At 50.5% G+C, this 16357-nt stretch carries 15 protein-coding genes; 5 read left to right on the top strand and 10 right to left on the bottom strand.

Going from position 1 to position 16357, the window contains the following annotated elements; translation table 11 throughout:
• Position 1 precedes the first annotated feature (1 nt).
• The 8 genes from L3D05_RS19505 to L3D05_RS19470 form a co-directional block, all read right to left on the bottom strand.
• Complete coding sequence (locus tag L3D05_RS19505) at positions 2-1207, bottom strand: type III PLP-dependent enzyme (RefSeq protein ID WP_239617999.1); 1206 nt, start codon at positions 1205-1207, stop codon at positions 2-4.
• Positions 1204-1983, bottom strand: coding sequence for an HpcH/HpaI aldolase family protein (locus tag L3D05_RS19500; RefSeq protein ID WP_239617998.1), 780 nt, complete (start codon positions 1981-1983; stop codon positions 1204-1206). Before L3D05_RS19500 ends, L3D05_RS19505 begins: the two co-directional genes overlap by 4 nt.
• Positions 1980-3758 (bottom strand): IucA/IucC family protein, encoded by a 1779-nt coding sequence (locus L3D05_RS19495; protein ID WP_239617997.1) that lies wholly within the window; start codon positions 3756-3758, stop codon positions 1980-1982. The genes L3D05_RS19500 and L3D05_RS19495 overlap by 4 nt, the downstream gene beginning before the upstream one ends.
• Entirely contained in the window at positions 3733-5436 is a 1704-nt protein-coding gene (locus L3D05_RS19490) for an IucA/IucC family protein (RefSeq protein ID WP_239617996.1), read from the bottom strand. The genes L3D05_RS19495 and L3D05_RS19490 overlap by 26 nt, the downstream gene beginning before the upstream one ends.
• Positions 5399-6793, bottom strand: a complete 1395-nt coding sequence (locus L3D05_RS19485; protein ID WP_239617995.1) for an MFS transporter — start codon at positions 6791-6793, stop codon at positions 5399-5401. Before L3D05_RS19485 ends, L3D05_RS19490 begins: the two co-directional genes overlap by 38 nt.
• Positions 6794-6828: 35 nt before the next feature.
• Positions 6829-8187: a diaminobutyrate--2-oxoglutarate transaminase gene (locus tag L3D05_RS19480; RefSeq protein ID WP_239617994.1), complete on the bottom strand. Its 1359-nt coding sequence runs from the start codon at positions 8185-8187 to the stop codon at positions 6829-6831.
• 12 nt (positions 8188-8199) lie between these two features.
• Positions 8200-9195 carry a hypothetical protein gene (locus L3D05_RS19475; protein ID WP_239617993.1) on the bottom strand — a complete coding sequence of 332 codons (996 nt, stop codon included), beginning with the start codon at positions 9193-9195 and terminating at the stop codon, positions 8200-8202.
• A gap of 203 nt (positions 9196-9398) precedes the next feature.
• Positions 9399-10211 (bottom strand): IucA/IucC family C-terminal-domain containing protein, encoded by an 813-nt coding sequence (locus tag L3D05_RS19470; protein WP_239617992.1) that lies wholly within the window; start codon positions 10209-10211, stop codon positions 9399-9401.
• A 167-nt stretch (positions 10212-10378) separates the two neighbouring features.
• Here L3D05_RS19470 and L3D05_RS19465 point away from each other — a divergent pair, with 167 nt between their 5' ends.
• The 4 genes from L3D05_RS19465 to L3D05_RS19450 all read left to right on the top strand — a co-directional run bounded on the left by L3D05_RS19465 (position 10379) and on the right by L3D05_RS19450 (position 14584).
• Positions 10379-11053: a putative periplasmic lipoprotein gene (locus L3D05_RS19465; protein ID WP_239617991.1), complete on the top strand. Its 675-nt coding sequence runs from the start codon at positions 10379-10381 to the stop codon at positions 11051-11053.
• 119 nt (positions 11054-11172) lie between these two features.
• A complete protein-coding gene (locus L3D05_RS19460; RefSeq protein ID WP_239617990.1) occupies positions 11173-12450 on the top strand; it encodes a stalk domain-containing protein in 1278 nt (425 codons plus the stop codon).
• 83 nt (positions 12451-12533) lie between these two features.
• The gene (locus L3D05_RS19455; RefSeq protein WP_239617989.1) at positions 12534-13547 is read left to right on the top strand and encodes a FecCD family ABC transporter permease; all 1014 of its coding nucleotides are present in this window, start codon (positions 12534-12536) and stop codon (positions 13545-13547) included.
• Positions 13544-14584 carry a FecCD family ABC transporter permease gene (locus L3D05_RS19450; protein WP_239617988.1) on the top strand — a complete coding sequence of 347 codons (1041 nt, stop codon included), beginning with the start codon at positions 13544-13546 and terminating at the stop codon, positions 14582-14584. The genes L3D05_RS19455 and L3D05_RS19450 overlap by 4 nt, the downstream gene beginning before the upstream one ends.
• A gap of 72 nt (positions 14585-14656) precedes the next feature.
• On the opposite strand, the gene L3D05_RS19445 is transcribed toward L3D05_RS19450, so the two are convergent.
• Positions 14657-15103, bottom strand: a complete 447-nt coding sequence (locus tag L3D05_RS19445) for an OsmC family protein (protein WP_239617987.1) — start codon at positions 15101-15103, stop codon at positions 14657-14659.
• Between the two features lie 175 nt (positions 15104-15278).
• Here L3D05_RS19445 and L3D05_RS19440 point away from each other — a divergent pair, with 175 nt between their 5' ends.
• Positions 15279-15896 (top strand): DUF1349 domain-containing protein, encoded by a 618-nt coding sequence (locus L3D05_RS19440; RefSeq protein WP_239617986.1) that lies wholly within the window; start codon positions 15279-15281, stop codon positions 15894-15896.
• 50 nt (positions 15897-15946) lie between these two features.
• On the opposite strand, the gene L3D05_RS19435 is transcribed toward L3D05_RS19440, so the two are convergent.
• Positions 15947-16327, bottom strand: a complete 381-nt coding sequence (locus tag L3D05_RS19435) for a VOC family protein (protein WP_239617985.1) — start codon at positions 16325-16327, stop codon at positions 15947-15949.
• Positions 16328-16357 lie beyond the last annotated feature (30 nt).

Here is a 16357-nt window from a genome sequence, read left to right as displayed (position 1 = left end):
CCTAATCCCCTTCCGTGATATAGTGAAATTTCGGATGCGGATGACCCAGAAAATCATGATGCGATATCGTCCAACAATAAGCACCCGATTTCTCGAATAGAAGCACATCCCCCACGCGCAAGCTCTCTAATTGGGCATCCGTATGAAGCCGGTCTTTGGGCGTGCATAACTCCCCGACAATCGTGACGCTGGCATGGCTTATCTCCGGTCGGGCAAAAGAATACGGCCATCTGTCCGTCGGCACGACGCGGAACGGATGATTATGTCCCCAAGATGCCGGTAATCGATTATGATGCGTGCCTCCTCTGATGACGGCGAACCATTGGTCGTGCGATTGCTTAATATCGATGACTTCGGCTGCGTAATAACCGTGATCGGCGACGATGAATCTCCCCGGTTCAAAGAAAAGCCGCGTGCCTCCCAATGCCCGCACGGCTTCGCTCTCCGCCAACAATCCAGTGAACCGTTGCCAATTAAATCCCGGCGTGTCATCATAGGAAACCCCGAACCCTCCGCCTGCATTAATGACCTGAACGTCTAATTCATACGAACGTTTCCACTCTTCCACCTTCCGCAGGTATAGCTCGACCATCTCCGCATGCAGCTCGGCTTGCAGATTGTTGGATAGGGAATGAAAGTGAAACCCGGCGAAATGAACATAATGATTGCCTTCCTCTCTTAACAACGCAATCGCTTCTTCAATGAAACTTTCATCGAGCCCGAATGGGCTTGGGCGGCCGCCCATCGCGATTTTCGTCTGCGGCAACGTGTTCGTCCTGAGATTAATGCGCAGCAACACATGGATATGCCGTTTCCGCTCTTTCGCCAGCATCACTATTTTCCGAAGCTCTAACAGACTTTCCACATGAATATAAGCGACGTTCTTCTCAAGAGCCGTCTCCAGCTCAATGTCTTTCTTCCCTGGTCCCCCGAATACAATCGGTACGCTCTCGGAAACCTCTCTTACGAGCAGCAGCTCGCCTATCGATGCCACTTCGAATCCTTTCACCAACGGCAATAAGGCCTCGATGATTCTCTTGTCGGGATTGGCTTTAATCGCATAGAACAGTCGGGTTTGCTCCGGCATGCTCTCCAGCATCTTCCGGACATGATTCCGAATGCCCTCCAAGTCATACACATAAGCGCATACCGGCTCATCGCTCCGATCCTGCCACTCGTGAATCCATCTCTCTATTTGACGACTCATTCTCTCCCCCCTATCGCCTTTCGATAGTCGTCCCTCTTCTGCCTATAAGCGCGGAATGCGGTATTGCGATCATCTCCCAGCACGAAAATACGCACGCTCCTGTCCGCCCACTTCCGATGACCGTCCAGACTTCGCGACACGGCGGCGTAGGGCACTCGGCATCGCCTCGACGCTTCGTACAAAATGTCCAAATTCCTTTGCACCTTTGGGTGCTCGGTATCCCAAGGCAAGGAGAGCGACTGCGACAGATCCGCCGCCCCCTCCAGTACAAATCCGACCTGCGGTACCGATAGAATGGATTCGCATTCCTTAACGCCCTCTACGCTTTCGATCATCGGAACGATCAGCAGCTCTTCATTGGCTTCCGAGATATAGTCGGTCAGCGAATATTTCGCGAAGGCGCCCGGCCGACCGCTGTTCAGACTCCTCGCGCCGATCGGATGGTAATAGGCGTAACGAACGGCTTCTTCGACTTGTTCCTTACACTCCACATGAGGGATGACAATTCCTTGGGCTCCACAATCCAGTACTTTCAAGATTTCAATCCGATCCACCTTGGATATTCGCACAAGCGGCGTAATGTCCAATAATTCCGCGGCGCGAACCATGTCTTCGATCGTTTCCATATTCGTCGATGCATGTTCGTAATCAATAATGACAAAGTCGTACTCCGCATGACCGATCAGCTCGATTACGATCGGATGAGGGATGGAGACAAATAGTCCGTAAACAGGCTCTCCGCGGCTAATTTTTTCCTTTAGTTTGTTTTTCCTCATACCAACCCTTCCCTTGCCCGCAACAGCGGGTTGTTCGCCGAACGGAAGTACAATTCGCTATCGCCATATATCCGCCGCTTCGTCATCTCTTCGATTAAGGCGTCTTCAGCGAATAAATCAAACATTTCAAATCTATCCACATACTCCGGGTATTCCTTCTGGTAGCTCATGATCGTTGCCGCGCATTTACGCCAGAAATCCGCTTCGCTCAAACCGAACTTCTCAAGCGTCCAACAAAGATCCGTCATGCAGATGAAGAAGAACGCGTCGTAAGTATAATCTCTGACCTCCGACACCGATTCCGTCTGAATGAACGAATAACGGTTGAATTTCCGGTGCGTCTCCGGCTCAGGGTTCAGCTTCGGCGCCCAATCCGGGCGCAATAGCTTATCGGGCACGTAACGAACGCCGTCGTGCAAATCTTTCAGGATAATTCTTGTCGGCAACTCCTTCTCGACGACTAGAATGATGTTTTGCCCATGAGACTCGAGCGCGATCTCATGCGCATACAGCAGATGGATAATCGGAAGCGTCACCGTGCGAATGAGCGCATCGCTCCACTTCTCCACCCCATACCGATCTATCGCCGCTTGAATGAACGACTCTCCGTTCTTCTGCGTAAGCAGCAGCGCATTTAACGGCCACGCCTCTTCCCCTTCTTCCAAGTAGGTCGACACGTTCTCCCTGTATATGGCGCCAAGTGCTCCGTAAGCCGATCGATACTGAATCGACGGCAGCCTATCATACCGGAAGGAAATTCCCATCACTTCTCTTAAAATATGTACCCGTTTCTTCCGCAACAGGGGATCGTTCTGAACGATTTTGTTCAGCCAGTCGCTGATGAGCGGCGCGTTTTGCGTCGTGTGATGCGCCAGAATACGACTTGTTGAAGTATTCGTAATACTAAGCGCTAATTTAATATAAGTTGCATCGAAATTGTCGCGATGGGCCACCGTTCGGATCGACTGTTGTGCCCTATAAGAACCACTCGACGTGCCCAGAAGCACAAGGTCCCGATCCCTCAATTGCTGAACGAAGACGGACGGAAGATGATGCTCCGCTTGCCAAGGATGCACGGGCAAGTAAACATACCGCTTATCGCTACAGCCTTTCTCTTCTACGATTTGTTCGAATTTGCGCCGATCTTCATCCGATAGATGATGCTTATAAACATCATTAAGCGAAGTCCCGCTAGAGAGCGCAACGTCTACCAACCGCTCATGGACCGCAACCCAATGTAAGGCTACCTCTTGGTTGAATTCAGGGCCATAGGCATAGTTGTCCGCCAACGAAAACCCGATTCTCGATTTGTAGCTGGGGTGATACGGATGCCCGTCGGTCATATGGCTTTCCAAGGCTTCGTAGTGCCGATCTTGCTCAGGAATCCGATCCGGTTGGAGCTCTCTGGACTGGTGATCCTTAGCCAACGTTTCCAACAACTCATGAATGAAGGAAGCCGTATACGCTCCTTCCAAAGCGTTCTGAATGATTTCTTCGAGGAAGAGATAGAGGTTCGCAACCGGCTTTCCTTCTCTCCGAATGGAGTTCCGGGCAATCTTCACCCTGCCGAAAGACCATTTTTCCTCGGCTTCGCATGTATACTCAACGCCTACTCCTTCCGCGGTTTTCCCGGTGAACGACCACCTTTTATCCTTTTTCGCGACGTCAACGATCCCCTCGAATAGAAGGGCCTCCATCGTCTGGCGCATGATTCTCTCCGTTACTTCTTCGAAAGCGGTCAGCTTCTCTTCAGACAAGTAGCTCGTTCGTTGCATTCCGTTCACTCCCTATCTTCTTCATCCTATTGTTCACCGCAACGTAAGACGGCGTCTCGCTGTTGCCCGCAAGGCAGCTCATCATATTTTTCTTTGCATAAAAAACGTTGGCCGTCAGCAAATTAAGCACGTATTCATTCCCGCTCTCTTCCGCCTCTTTTGCGAGAACGTCCCGTACGATTGCCCAGAAATGCTGTTCTTCCTTCTGAACGTCTCTGGCTATGGCATGAATCAACGAACCCAAATGGTTCACTACGAAATAGTAGGTCGTGCGCGCCCATGCTTCTTCTTTGGCATAGAAAAGAGGACCGCTTCGATCCGCATCCTCGCCGGCCTTATCCCTATTCACGCTAACCCCTTCCAAATCCCGAATGATAAACGTATGAGGCATGCCGTTCTTGAGGGTTAATAGTGCGTTCTGTAAATGAGCTTCGAAATGGATGCCCTTCTCCTCCGCAATGCGAACGATTGGCAGTAGAGAGAGGGCCAAGTATTGTCGGAACCATTGATCGACATCGCGACGATCGATCATCGAGTATAAGCGAGACGGTTGTCCGGACACGGGAGCTTCCACCAGACTGGACAGTACGTAAGTCGACGTTTCATCGAACCGTATGGGACGGTAGGCAATCGCGAACAATTTCGTGAGCTCATCCTCTTCGAACCGGCATGCGCACACGCCTTCCTCGTAGGAAATTTCAGTACCCGGCTCTTGCTCAAAACAGTCCATCTGCATTAAATAGCTAGCCGCGTCCAACGTTCTGCGCATTTGTTCCCTGTTATTGTTTCTCGTCATATTGGTGATTTGAATATTTAACGAGAGCTTAATATTGCAACTCATCGCCGGAATATACACCGTTCGTACGGACGAAGTCGGGTAGGCGAGCGGGCCGCAACTTCCGAGGAGAATGATCTTCCCCGCTTGGATGTAATCCTTTACTCCGCTAACCGTCTGGACATGTTCATACTGCCAAGGATGGAGGGGTAAAATTTCGTAGCCGTCCCTTTTCTCTTGGAGCACGTTCCGCACATGGTCCATCACGCTTTCATGTTGGTTTATTTGCCTTTGATCCGACACCCATTCCACCTGGAAAACGTCTTTCCTCACGGCCACATAGCATAGCTGGAATGAAGTGCCTAGTTCGGGGCAGTACTTTCTCACGTCCTCTTCGGAAAAACCCAACGTGTTCTTGGGAAACGGATGGAACGGATGGCCGTATAGCAAGCTTTGTTCGGACGACAAATAATCCCGTACGTGAGCCTCTTCCGAACGTTCCGCGAATAAGGCTAGGTTCCGATAGCTATTTGCCACTTTATTCGCAAAAGCCTCCGCCCCCTCCTTCGTCGGAAACCCATACTGCTGTTGCGCTTCCGCCACGATCCATTGCACCAGATCGACATAATGGAGCTCTTGTTGTTCCTGTCCCCGAATCACGGTGAAGTGACCGTACTCATGCTCGCCAATAGCCGAATAGTAGGTCAATTTCCCGGAAACGGTAACGGCGCTAGCCGGAAAACAAATCTTATAGGTATTCTCTGGAAGATTGATGGAAAAGAGGCTCGCCTGATCCTCCCCCAACTCCCGGAGATAACAGTTCAACAAGGTTTTGCAGGTGTGCTTATTGGCTTGCTCCTGACGATTAAGCCGCCGGTTTGGTCCCGTGCTGAGCAACGACATTCACCTTCTTCTTATTGATAACTAACACAAGCGGTAGAGTGAGCAGCATGAGGCAGCCGAGCGCAATGCACTCTTCCTTCAATGCCGTCCACTTCGCGGTTTCAGCCAGTTGTCCCGATTGCGCGATCATTTGCCAACGCACTTCGTAATACACGGCCAGCAGCATAACGGCGAAAGAAGAAGCCAGACGCTGGAGCGTATTCGATAGCGCGGACCCCTCGTGCAGGTCATCTTCGGGCAAAGCGTTAAGTCCGATCGCGGTCACCGTCATATCGGATAATCCGTTGCCTATTCCTCTCAATGCCATAAGGACGATAATAACGAGGAACGAAGCTTCCTTAGGAAGAAAAGCAAAAGACGCTACCGAGACCGCAATGAATCCGATGCCGTAAGAGATGAACTTTAATGACTTGCCTGAATCCATCAGACTGCCGCCAATCCACACGAACAGACTCGTGAATAGAGCCGTCGGGATGAACATGGCGCCCGCGACGGAGGGCGATAGATGAAACACCTCTTGGAAGATCAACGGCATCACGAAAATGACGCCGAACATAACGGAGTCCTGTACAGCCGAAATGAGCAACGACACGGTGTACACGGGATTGCGGCGCAACAGACTGTAACGAATGAAAGGTTCTTTCTTGGCGTTCTCTTGCCGAACGAACCGAATGATCGCAACTACGCCTAATACCAGCAAGAGGCAGGGAATCCACTTTGGAATCGTATGATTGGAAACCAATTGAATACCCAGGCTCAGCGACGCAATCCCTAGTACCATCAGAATGATGCTTTGCAGGTGAATCATTTTCCGATAGACGGGCGGATAACGTTTGATTTGCGTGCAGCATAGCACGAACGAAAACAGCGCAAACGGAACATTCAGCCAGAAAAGGTACCGTACCTCGCCGAACTGTATAACCGCGCCCCCTAAAGTCGGACCGATCGCCGGAGCGATCGTGAGCAGCATTCCCCATGCGCCGACCACTCTTCCCCGTACTTCTTTGCCGTAATAGTCGAACAACAACACCAAGGACAACGGGATCATTAACCCGGCGGCGACGCCGTGCATGACCCGTACCAACAGTACGATCTGGACATAGTGGCAGAACAAACCGCCCACGATAGAGAACAGACCGTAGATTACGATGCCAATAATATAAGTTCTCTTGCGGCCAAGACGATCTACGACAAGCGAAGTCAGAGGCATCGTGATCGTCATCGCCAAAATATACAGAATGATGATCCATCCGCCAAACGCGGTCGATATCCCGTACATTTGCACGAAATTCGGCAGCAAAATATTAAAAGCGCTATTCGTCAAAACCAATGAGAAGGCCCCGATCAAGATGGCCAATAAAACGGAATGCTTCCTTAAGCCGGATAGGATGATCATCGCAATCGCGTGGCTTCGAGGGCTTCAACGACGGATTTCTCGAAAATTGACAACACTTCCGCCGTTTCCTGCGCCGTAATCGTAAGCGGCGGCAAGAAACGCAGTACGGCCGATCGGCGGCCTCCCACCTCGATAATAAGGCCGTTCTTAAAGCATCTCTCCTGAATGTTCGAAGCCAGTTCGCCGCTAGGAGGATAATGTCCGAGCCGGTCTTTGCGACCGTTTGGATCTACCATCTCGACTCCGATCATCAAACCTCTGCCTCGAACGTCGCCGATCTCTACGTGTTTGTCCTGCAAGCGACGCAGCGTATCGAAAAATTGCTCGCTGCGTTCTTTGACATTGTCGAGCACATGGTTTGCCTTAATATATTTCAACGTCGCGAGCCCCGTTGCCATGCCTAATTGATTGCCGCGGAACGTGCCCGTATGCGCGCCCGGCTGCCATTGGTCCAATTCTTCTTTATAGATGACGACCGACATCGGCAAGCTCCCGCCAACCGCTTTCGAGCAGACGATAACGTCCGGAACGATTCCGGCATGCTCGAAGGAAAACATTTTGCCGGTTCTGCCGATCCCGGTTTGAACCTCGTCAATAATAAGCGGAATGCCTCTTTCGGCGGTAATGCGCCGTAATTGCCTCAACCATTCGAGATCGGCCGGAATCGCCCCGCCCTCTCCTTGAACGGTTTCAACAATCAAGCCGCAAGGAGCCGCGATGCCGCTCTCGCAATCGTCCAACAAATTCTCGATATACTGCGTGCTGATCTGAGCGGTCATTCCTTTCCCAACACCGAACGGGCAACGATACTCATAGGGGAAAGGAAGGAAGTGGACGTCCGGGAGCAAGCTTTGCAAGTGCTGCTTCTTGCTCAAGTTGCCGCTCATCGACATCGTTGCTTGCGTCGAGCCATGATAGCCGCCTTGGAAAGCCAATATCGATTTTCCGTTGGTGGCGTTCTTGACCAGCTTGATCGCCGCTTCCACGCCATCCGCACCCGTCGGACCGCAAAACTGAATTTTGGCGGTGTCTCTCAATTGTTCCGGCAATATCGAGAAAATTTCCTGCATGAACGCTAGTTTCAAGGGCGTTGCTAAGTCTAGCGTATGTAGAGGAATTTGTTTCTCCAGCACGTCCCCGATCGCGGCGATGACCGTGTCATGATTATGGCCCAGCGCCAACGTGCCCGCACCCGACAGGCAATCGTAATAAGACAATCCTTCCGTATCGGTAATGATTAATCCTTTGGCTTTATGAATGACGAGCGGGAAGCGGCGCGGATAAGATTTGGCATTGGATTCTCTGTCCTTCTGCAACTGCAAATACGCATTCTCGGCATTGAGGGAAATCATCATTAAACGCTCCTTTTATTCATCGAATAGATAGCGCAAATAAACATGGAACACATCCGTAGACGCCCCATGAAGAAAAAGGTGCGGATCGATCATATCCGGTAAAGCGTTGACCTCAAGAATCCCCCCGTTCCCCTCGTTCAGTGGAAGACGTATATCTTTGCATCGAATGTCAATCCCGGCGACGTCTACTTGTAACGCCTTAGCAGCCTCGACCGCGACAGCCGCGTTGGCCGGACATATCTCTTCGGTTCGGTCGGTCACGATCTCGCTAATTCCATCCGCCAGTACATTAGCGCTTCCGAATAGCTCTAACCGGGAGCCCTTTTCTAATATCGCTTGAACGGTAAGGCCTTGTTGTTCCAAATGCGACAGCATAGGCTTACAATCGATGCTTATTTCTTGGAAGGAGCCTGCATCTCCAGCATCATTGCGTCTAAGTTGGTCGGCATTCAGCCGATGGATAAGCTGTTCGATCGTGGAACGGCCGTCGCCTACCAGGAACGCAGGCTCATACTCCAGGACGCCTATCATTTGCCCCGCTATCACCAATACGCGGTAGTCGCGGCCTACGACATGCTTCTGGATCATCGCTTGATCGCTATGAAGAAGCGCCGTCCGAATCGCCCGCTCCAAATCGGCCTCCTTGTCGATGCCGACGGTAACTCCGATGCTGCGACTCGTGTCCAGCGGCTTTACCGTCACCATTCGATAGGCTTGCAGAAACCGGGCGGCTTCTTCGCTCATTTGGGACACAACGATATCATCCGGCACCGGTAATCCGCGTCTTCTTAGCAACAGATTCGATGCTTCTTTGTTTTTCGCTAATAAGCCCGCCATTAACGGCATCTTATGCGATCTAGTCTTATTGATAATGATGCTCTTGCCTTCGTACGACAGCTCCAGAAAATCCTCGCAGCCTGGAATTAACGGCCTGCCTGTTATCCCTATTTCCCCCGCTTTTTGTAGAATGAGTTTGTTATGCGCGTTCTGCACCTTGTGTAGATTCAAGGCAACTCCTCCCGATGAGTAGTGTCGTTCGTTCAACTTCTAATTGATAATGATTTTCAATATCAATGTAATTTATCATATGGATTGTGCCAGCAAATGTCAATACTATTCATATTTGTATATTTGTGTAACGAAAAAAAGCACCCGTTTCTCGAGGAAACAAGGTGCTAATTCAAATTACAGTAGAAATTGGGCGTATGAGTCTACCCGTTAGTAACGACCGCTTCATGCTTGATTTTAGGACAAGTCGGGCAATAATCTTCCGGTTCGTCTGAAGCCAAATAATAAAAACAACATGTTTTTCGAATCCGAATGGGCTCATCCGAAGCAAGGGTCGTCACTTTGCAGCTATTGAATCGGGTTAACGGATTTTTCGATTCTCCGAAAAGATGCGCCGGCGCTTCGTTAATCAGATACTCGAAATCTTCTTGAATACGGGACCTTTGATCGGCGCTAGCTCCCACTCCGAACTTATTTTCGTACAGCCAATACACATAAATAGCCGTATTTTCCCATAGAACAGCCTTAGATATAGGAACTGACTTGGAAAGGGAGTCCCAAGCCTTGGCGAGGTTGTCGGCGAAGACGTTGCGAATGATCCCATCCCGCCATTCCGCCCGTCTTCCCTCTGCAGGCTGGGAGACATGCCTGTTGGTCAAGCGCGCTTTCGGAAGCCAAGCCTGACCTTGATAATTGGACTCGATATGACAATTGTCTATGGCATAATCCATGCCCTTATTAAGCGCGCTCATCGCATACAAGCTGGAGGCAATAATCAAGTAACTGTATCTTTTGGCAAAAAGCGACGCGGTCGCTAATGGAGACGAAGATTCGAATATGCCCGCTACGCCTTCCAAATAAGCCGAACATTTGATCTTGTTCAGCATATCCGTCGCCGGCATCGAGAACTTCCCGTCCGACGATGGTTCTATCGCCAAGCGGTAATCTTTAATTAATACTTCGATTTCTTCCGGGCTAAACGCCAATGCCATCGCTTTATCCTCATTTTCTTCCAACGGTATATCCCCTTTATTTACCATTAGATTTTATCAGAAATTGTCTATCTGTCAATAAGAATGATTATTATTATCATTTGTATTGAAAAATATTACCTTTTCCACTAAGATAACTGAGAAGTCTGGAATGGGTTGGCAATTACGAAGGACAATAGGGGGAAATCAAGTTGAAATATGGTTACGTTATCGTACTCGCGGCGCTATTAGGGCTGACGGGCTGTAGCTCATCTCCGTCAACAAGCCGATACATAGAGGCACAGGAACCCACGATCGAGCCGACCGAATCGGCCAGCGAGCAGCCCGCTCAGGCGGATCCTTCGCTAACGGAAGCGAAAGCCAGTCCAACGCAAGCGGAACCGACTCGGCAGACCGAGGAAATCAAGGCACCCGCCTCGGAGAAAGCAAGCGAGCCTGCCAAAAAACAAACCAAAGCCGAGAAAGTTCAGGAAGCCAAGAAGAACAACGAATCCATAGGCAAAGCCGTCACGGATTCCATCCTGGACAAAGTTGCGGATCAAGAGACCGAGAAAAAACCGGAAACCTCAGCTTTGAAAAAGCCCATCGAACAGATTCGATCGCATGTGAAAGACTTGAAGCAGCATGCGGAGGATGACGACGCGGATAAGATGAAGGACGTCATCTCTCAGATCGCGCAAGATTGGGAAGCTATGAAGGCAGACGTAGAAGCTTCCTATCCGGACATGGTCGATTTCTTGCAAGAGAAAATCGTGAAATTAAACGAACTGCAAAGCGCGGAAACCATCGACTCCAAGGCGATATTGCAGCTCGATTACGAGCTATATCAGGCGTTACGTCAATTGGCCGATAAAGCGGGCATATGACGACTCTCAGACATATCTGGAAAATTATTGTTGACACCAACGAGAAATTCGATTTAATGTAGGTGATAATGATAATCGTTATCATAATAAAAGTGATTGAAAGGTGGATTTTTGCTTCCATGATAAAATCAACACTCCGCACGATAGCCTTATGCCTATCCTTCCTTCTAGCCGTCGTTTCCGTCCCGTTCGCCGCGACGGCAGCCGACACGCCGATCAAAGTCGTGCTCGACGGACAGCCGCTTAGCTTAACCGTCCAGCCGCAAGTGATCAACGGCGTCACGATGATTCCCTACAATGCGATAGCGTCCAAGATCGGCGCCACCGCTAACTTCAATCAAAAAGCGAAAACGATTAAAATCACCAGAGGCCAAACGACGGCAGAACTGACGCTGGACAGCAACCAAGCAACCGTAGACGGCAAAACCGTAACTCTCAACGCGAAAGTGATCGCCAAAAACGGCAGCACTTTCGTTCCGCTCCGCTTCCTTGGCGATGCTCTCGGCTTATGGGTCAACTGGAATGCCGGCACTAAAACCGTAAGCATCGATACGAAACGCACGATTACTCACGCCATGGGCACAACGACGCTCACGTCCGCTCCCAAACGCGTAGTCGTCCTGTTTAACGGCATGGTCGACATTTCATTGACGTTGGGCGTTAAACCGGTAGGCGCGGTCGAATCGTGGGTTCAAGCTCCTTGGTACCACTACCTCCGCTCTGACATGGGCGGCGTCAAAAATCTCGGCAGCGAGCTTCAACCGAACATGGAAGCGATCGTCGCTTTGAAGCCGGATCTGATTATCGGCGCGAAACCGCGCCACGAGAAAATTTACGGCCAATTGTCCAAAATCGCTCCTACCCTGCTCGCAGATCAATTGTTCGATTGGAAAGCGAATATGAATATGGCCGCTTTGGCACTCAATAAAGAAGACAAATCTACCGCGTTCATGAACGATTGGAATAAAAAAGTAGCGGACTTCAAGTCCAAAATCGGTAGCCGCGCCGCCAATACGGAAGTTTCGATCGTCCGATTCTACGATGACAATTCCGCCCGGATCTACGTTTCCGGATTCGCGGGTTCCGTCCTGCAAGAGCTCGGCCTAAGCCGGCCGAAATCGCAGCAATCCAAAGACAAGGTGTTCATTGACCTGGCTTCCCAGGAGCAGATTCCGCAGATAGACGGCGACATCATCTTCAATATTACTTCCAGCAACAACGGAGGAGACGAATTCAAAACTCAGGAAGAGTGGCAGAAGAATCCGCTCTGGAGTAATCTCAAAGGCGTCAAGAACGGCAAGTACTACCAAGTCAACGACATCACTTGGAACATGTCGGGTGGAGCGACTGCCGCGAAAATGATGCTAGACGATCTGTTCTTCTACTTCGATCTGTAATCAACGTATAACAATTGCAACGCGTGAAAGAATGGGCTCTCCGGCTCATTCTTTCTATGCGTCATAGGACTGGAGCGGCGATCATGGAAAGGCTGTTTGCCGGAAGCCTGTCTAAGGGCACCGGCCTTGCGTTCGGATTCATCATATTGCTAGCTTTCGTATATGCCAGCATGGCATACGGAGCCACACCGATCAGTTGGTCCGACGTGTACCATTCATTCACCCAGTATGACGGCACTTCGAACGAACAAATTATCGTACAAACCTCCCGCGTCCCGAGGGCATTCACCGCGGCCGCCATCGGGGCCAGCCTAGCCATGGCCGGATCGCTGATCCAAGGGCTGACGAGAAATCCGCTCGCCGATCCGAACATACTCGGAATCAACTTCGGCGCGTCGTTCATGATCGTGTTGTGCTCGACGGTATTTTCCGTCAGCTCGCTGCCGGTTCTAACCGGCGTGTCTTTCGCGGGCGCGGCGATTGCCGCAGTCGCGGTGTACTTAATGGGATCGCTCGGGCGCGACGGCTTGACGCCTCTGAAGATCATATTGGCGGGAGCCGCGCTGAGCGCCCTATTCTCTTCCTTCACGCAGGGGATGCTCGTGCTCAACGAGGAAGGCTTGAGCGAGGTCATGTTCTGGTTAACCGGATCGGTCGCGGGTAGATCCATCGAAATGCTGAAAGCCGTATTGCCGATCATGGCGGTCGGCTGGATTGCCGCGCTCTGGATTGCCAGGCATATGAACGTACTAACGATGGGCGAAGATGCGGCGCAAGGGCTCGGGCAACGAACGATATTCGTGAAGTTAGCCGCCGGCCTGATCATTATCGCGCTCGCGGGCGGCTCCGTCGCGATCGCCGGACCGGTCGGCTTTATCGGATTGATCGTACCTACCATCGCCCGTCTGTTCTCCGGCAACGACTACCGTTGGATCATTCCTTACAGCGCGGTCATCGGCGCGATCCTCGTACTCGCGGCCGATATCGCGGCCCGCTTCGTCATCCGGCCGGAGGAACTCCCGGTCGGTATTATGACCGCGATCATCGGCATTCCGGCATTCATAGCGATCGCCAGAAAGGGGATCGTCAAAAAGTGAAAAACTACACGCACATCCGGCTGGAGAAGCTCCCCGTCTCCTTTTTGCTTCATAAGAAAGCATTCGCGCTAACGATCGGGCTTACTATAGCTTGCGTTGTCGTCTTTCTGCTAAGTACCTCGCTCGGGGATATGCGTATCCATCCGCTAGACGTCGTAAGAGCGATGTTCGGAGGCGGCACCGATGAACAAAGGCTTGTCATCCAGACGCTTCGCTTGCCCAGAATCATTGCCGCATTCCTCGTCGGTGCCGCGCTAGCCGTAGCTGGATCGATTCTGCAAGGAATTATCCGCAACCCGCTCGCTTCCCCCGACATCATCGGCATTACGAGCGGTGCTTCCCTTGCCGCGGTGGCGTTTATCAGCTATTTGGCAGGGACGATCAGCATCGTCTGGCTACCGGTAGCCGCCATGTTAGGCGCAGGAGTATCGTCTATCGTCATTTATTTGCTTGCTTGGAAGAAAGGCGTTACGGCGATCCGGCTTGTGCTCGTCGGGATCGGCATCAACTTCCTGCTCGGTTCGATTACCAAAGTGATGCTCGTGAAAGGTCAGATCTTTACGTCGTCGCAAGCTTATGTGTGGCTGACAGGCACAGTGTATGGGACCGATTGGACCATCGTATGGATGATCGTTCCGTGGGTAGCCGTCTTTATTCCGCTCGCCTTCGTGTTCGCCAGGAACGTCAACGTGCTTCAACTCGGAGACGACATCGCGGCAGGGGCGGGAAGCGCCGTTCAGCGGCAACGGTTCACTTTGCTCATGATCAGCGTCGCTTTGGCCGGAGCCTCCGTAGCCGTTGGCGGGGCCATTTCGTTCGTCGGACTCATCGCGCCCCATATGGCCCGCAAGCTGGTCGGCCCTTCATTCGGCGGCGTACTGCCGATCTCGGCCTTGATCGGCGGATTAATCGTCGTCCTCTCGGACACGGTCGCGCGAACGGCTTTCTTGCCTCACGATATCCCGGTCGGAGTGTTTACCGCCGGCGTGGGAGCCCCTTTCTTCATCTATTTGCTGTATCGCAATCGGAATTCATAATAAGGGCATAAAAAATACAGAGCAGAGGCTTCTAGCTCGCCATGCTCTGTATTCATAATTATTCGGATTCTATTAATTTTCAATAATGATGCTATGAAGCTTGAGATTAACCGCGTTAGCTATCGTATCTCCAACCGGGCATTTGCTCTCCAAGAAGCGAACGAACTCATCCACCTTTTCTTTCGGGGACCCGGTTTTGATTCGGAATGTATATCGGATGTCGGAGTAACCCGGACGGACTGCGGCTCTGTCGAAAAATCCATCGAGATCAATATCGCCTTCGACTTCCACGAGAAAATCATCGAGTTTCACGCCGAACTTAGACGCATAGACTCTAGCAACGATAGATTGGCATGCACCCAAGGAGGCAAGCAGAGCTTCGACCGGATTCATGCCGGTATCGGTTCCCCCGAGACTCTTAGGTTCGTCGATCGTCAGCTCGAAATTTCTAACATTCGTTTTCACTTTAACTCCGTCTTGTAAATGCGCGGTCGCTTTGAACGTTTGAACGGCAGCCATATCGTAATCTCCTTCGATTAAAATCATAGTTATCCAATTGGATTTATATGTATTATATGTTGGGTAGAATGCGCTGTCAACTTGAACTATTCAATCCGATCCTATCATGGTAGAGTAAAATTGTGGAAAAAGGCCTTATGTCCGATTTTTATACTATGTTCTGGGAGCGGTTAAAATGAATTTATTCGACAACTGTCATGAGAAACTATTAAGTTCAGAACTAAACTGGTTAAACGAACCGAATAACTGGGGATTTGATGCAAATCAATCTTTAGCGATCTCCGCTCCGGCCAATGCGGACTTTTTCATTGATCCTTCAGGAGAAACCATTAAATCTTCGGCGCCTTTCTTATATACGATAGTCCCAGGAGATTTCACTCTTACGACTAGAGTCGGCGTGGATATGAAGCACCAATATGATTCGGGATGTTTGATGGTCATGTCGGACGATCAACATTGGGCGAAACTCTGTTATGAGTTTTTCGGCAATAAAAGATCTATTCTGAGCGTGGTTACAAATAACACTTCCGATGATTGCATTTCAGGCAAAGTAGATTCGCTTAAACCTTATTTGAGAATAGCAAGGGCTGGGAATTGTTTTGCATTTCATTATTCATTGGATGGAGAACAGTGGGAGCTCGTGAGGTATTTTGGAATGGACTGCACTGCCGAGTTAAAAGTCGGCATCGTTGCGCAATCGCCTATTGGCGAAGGCTGTTTGGTCCAATTCGATTATTTGCATCTTATCCAAAGTTCAAATGGGGATATTCGAACCGTAATTGCAACGATATAATGACAAAGGCCAGAATCCTCGGACGAGGAATTCTGGCCTTTATAATCGGGCTATTCGGCAAACGTTAGCACGAAGCCGTTGTTATCCAAAATAGCAAATTCGTTCACGTCGTAGAATGTCTTATGGATCGGCTTGAGCACTTCAACCTTATCTTTAATCTTGTCGAACAGGCCTTCCAGATCATTTACTTTGATGAACAGGGATAAACAGCCGACGCCGCTATGATTCCGTAACACCGGATATTCTCCTTCAAGGCTCGCTGTCTCTTGAAACATTAACTCTGCCCCACCATTCTTAACCATGCCCCAGTCCAATACAGGCTGATCGTATTCAGGCACGGTGACGATCACTTCGAATCCTAGTACATCCTTGTAGAACACTAACGTATCTTTGACGTTGTTCACTTTTAAATTTGCCGTTATGCTTTGCATTTGTCACGCCTCCTTCATGTTTGTTCTCAT

It is taken from the genome of Cohnella mopanensis, from assembly GCF_022352055.1.
GTDB classification, from domain to species: Bacteria; Bacillota; Bacilli; order Paenibacillales; family Paenibacillaceae; genus Cohnella; species Cohnella mopanensis.
This window is presented reverse-complemented; position numbering and strand designations above follow the sequence as displayed.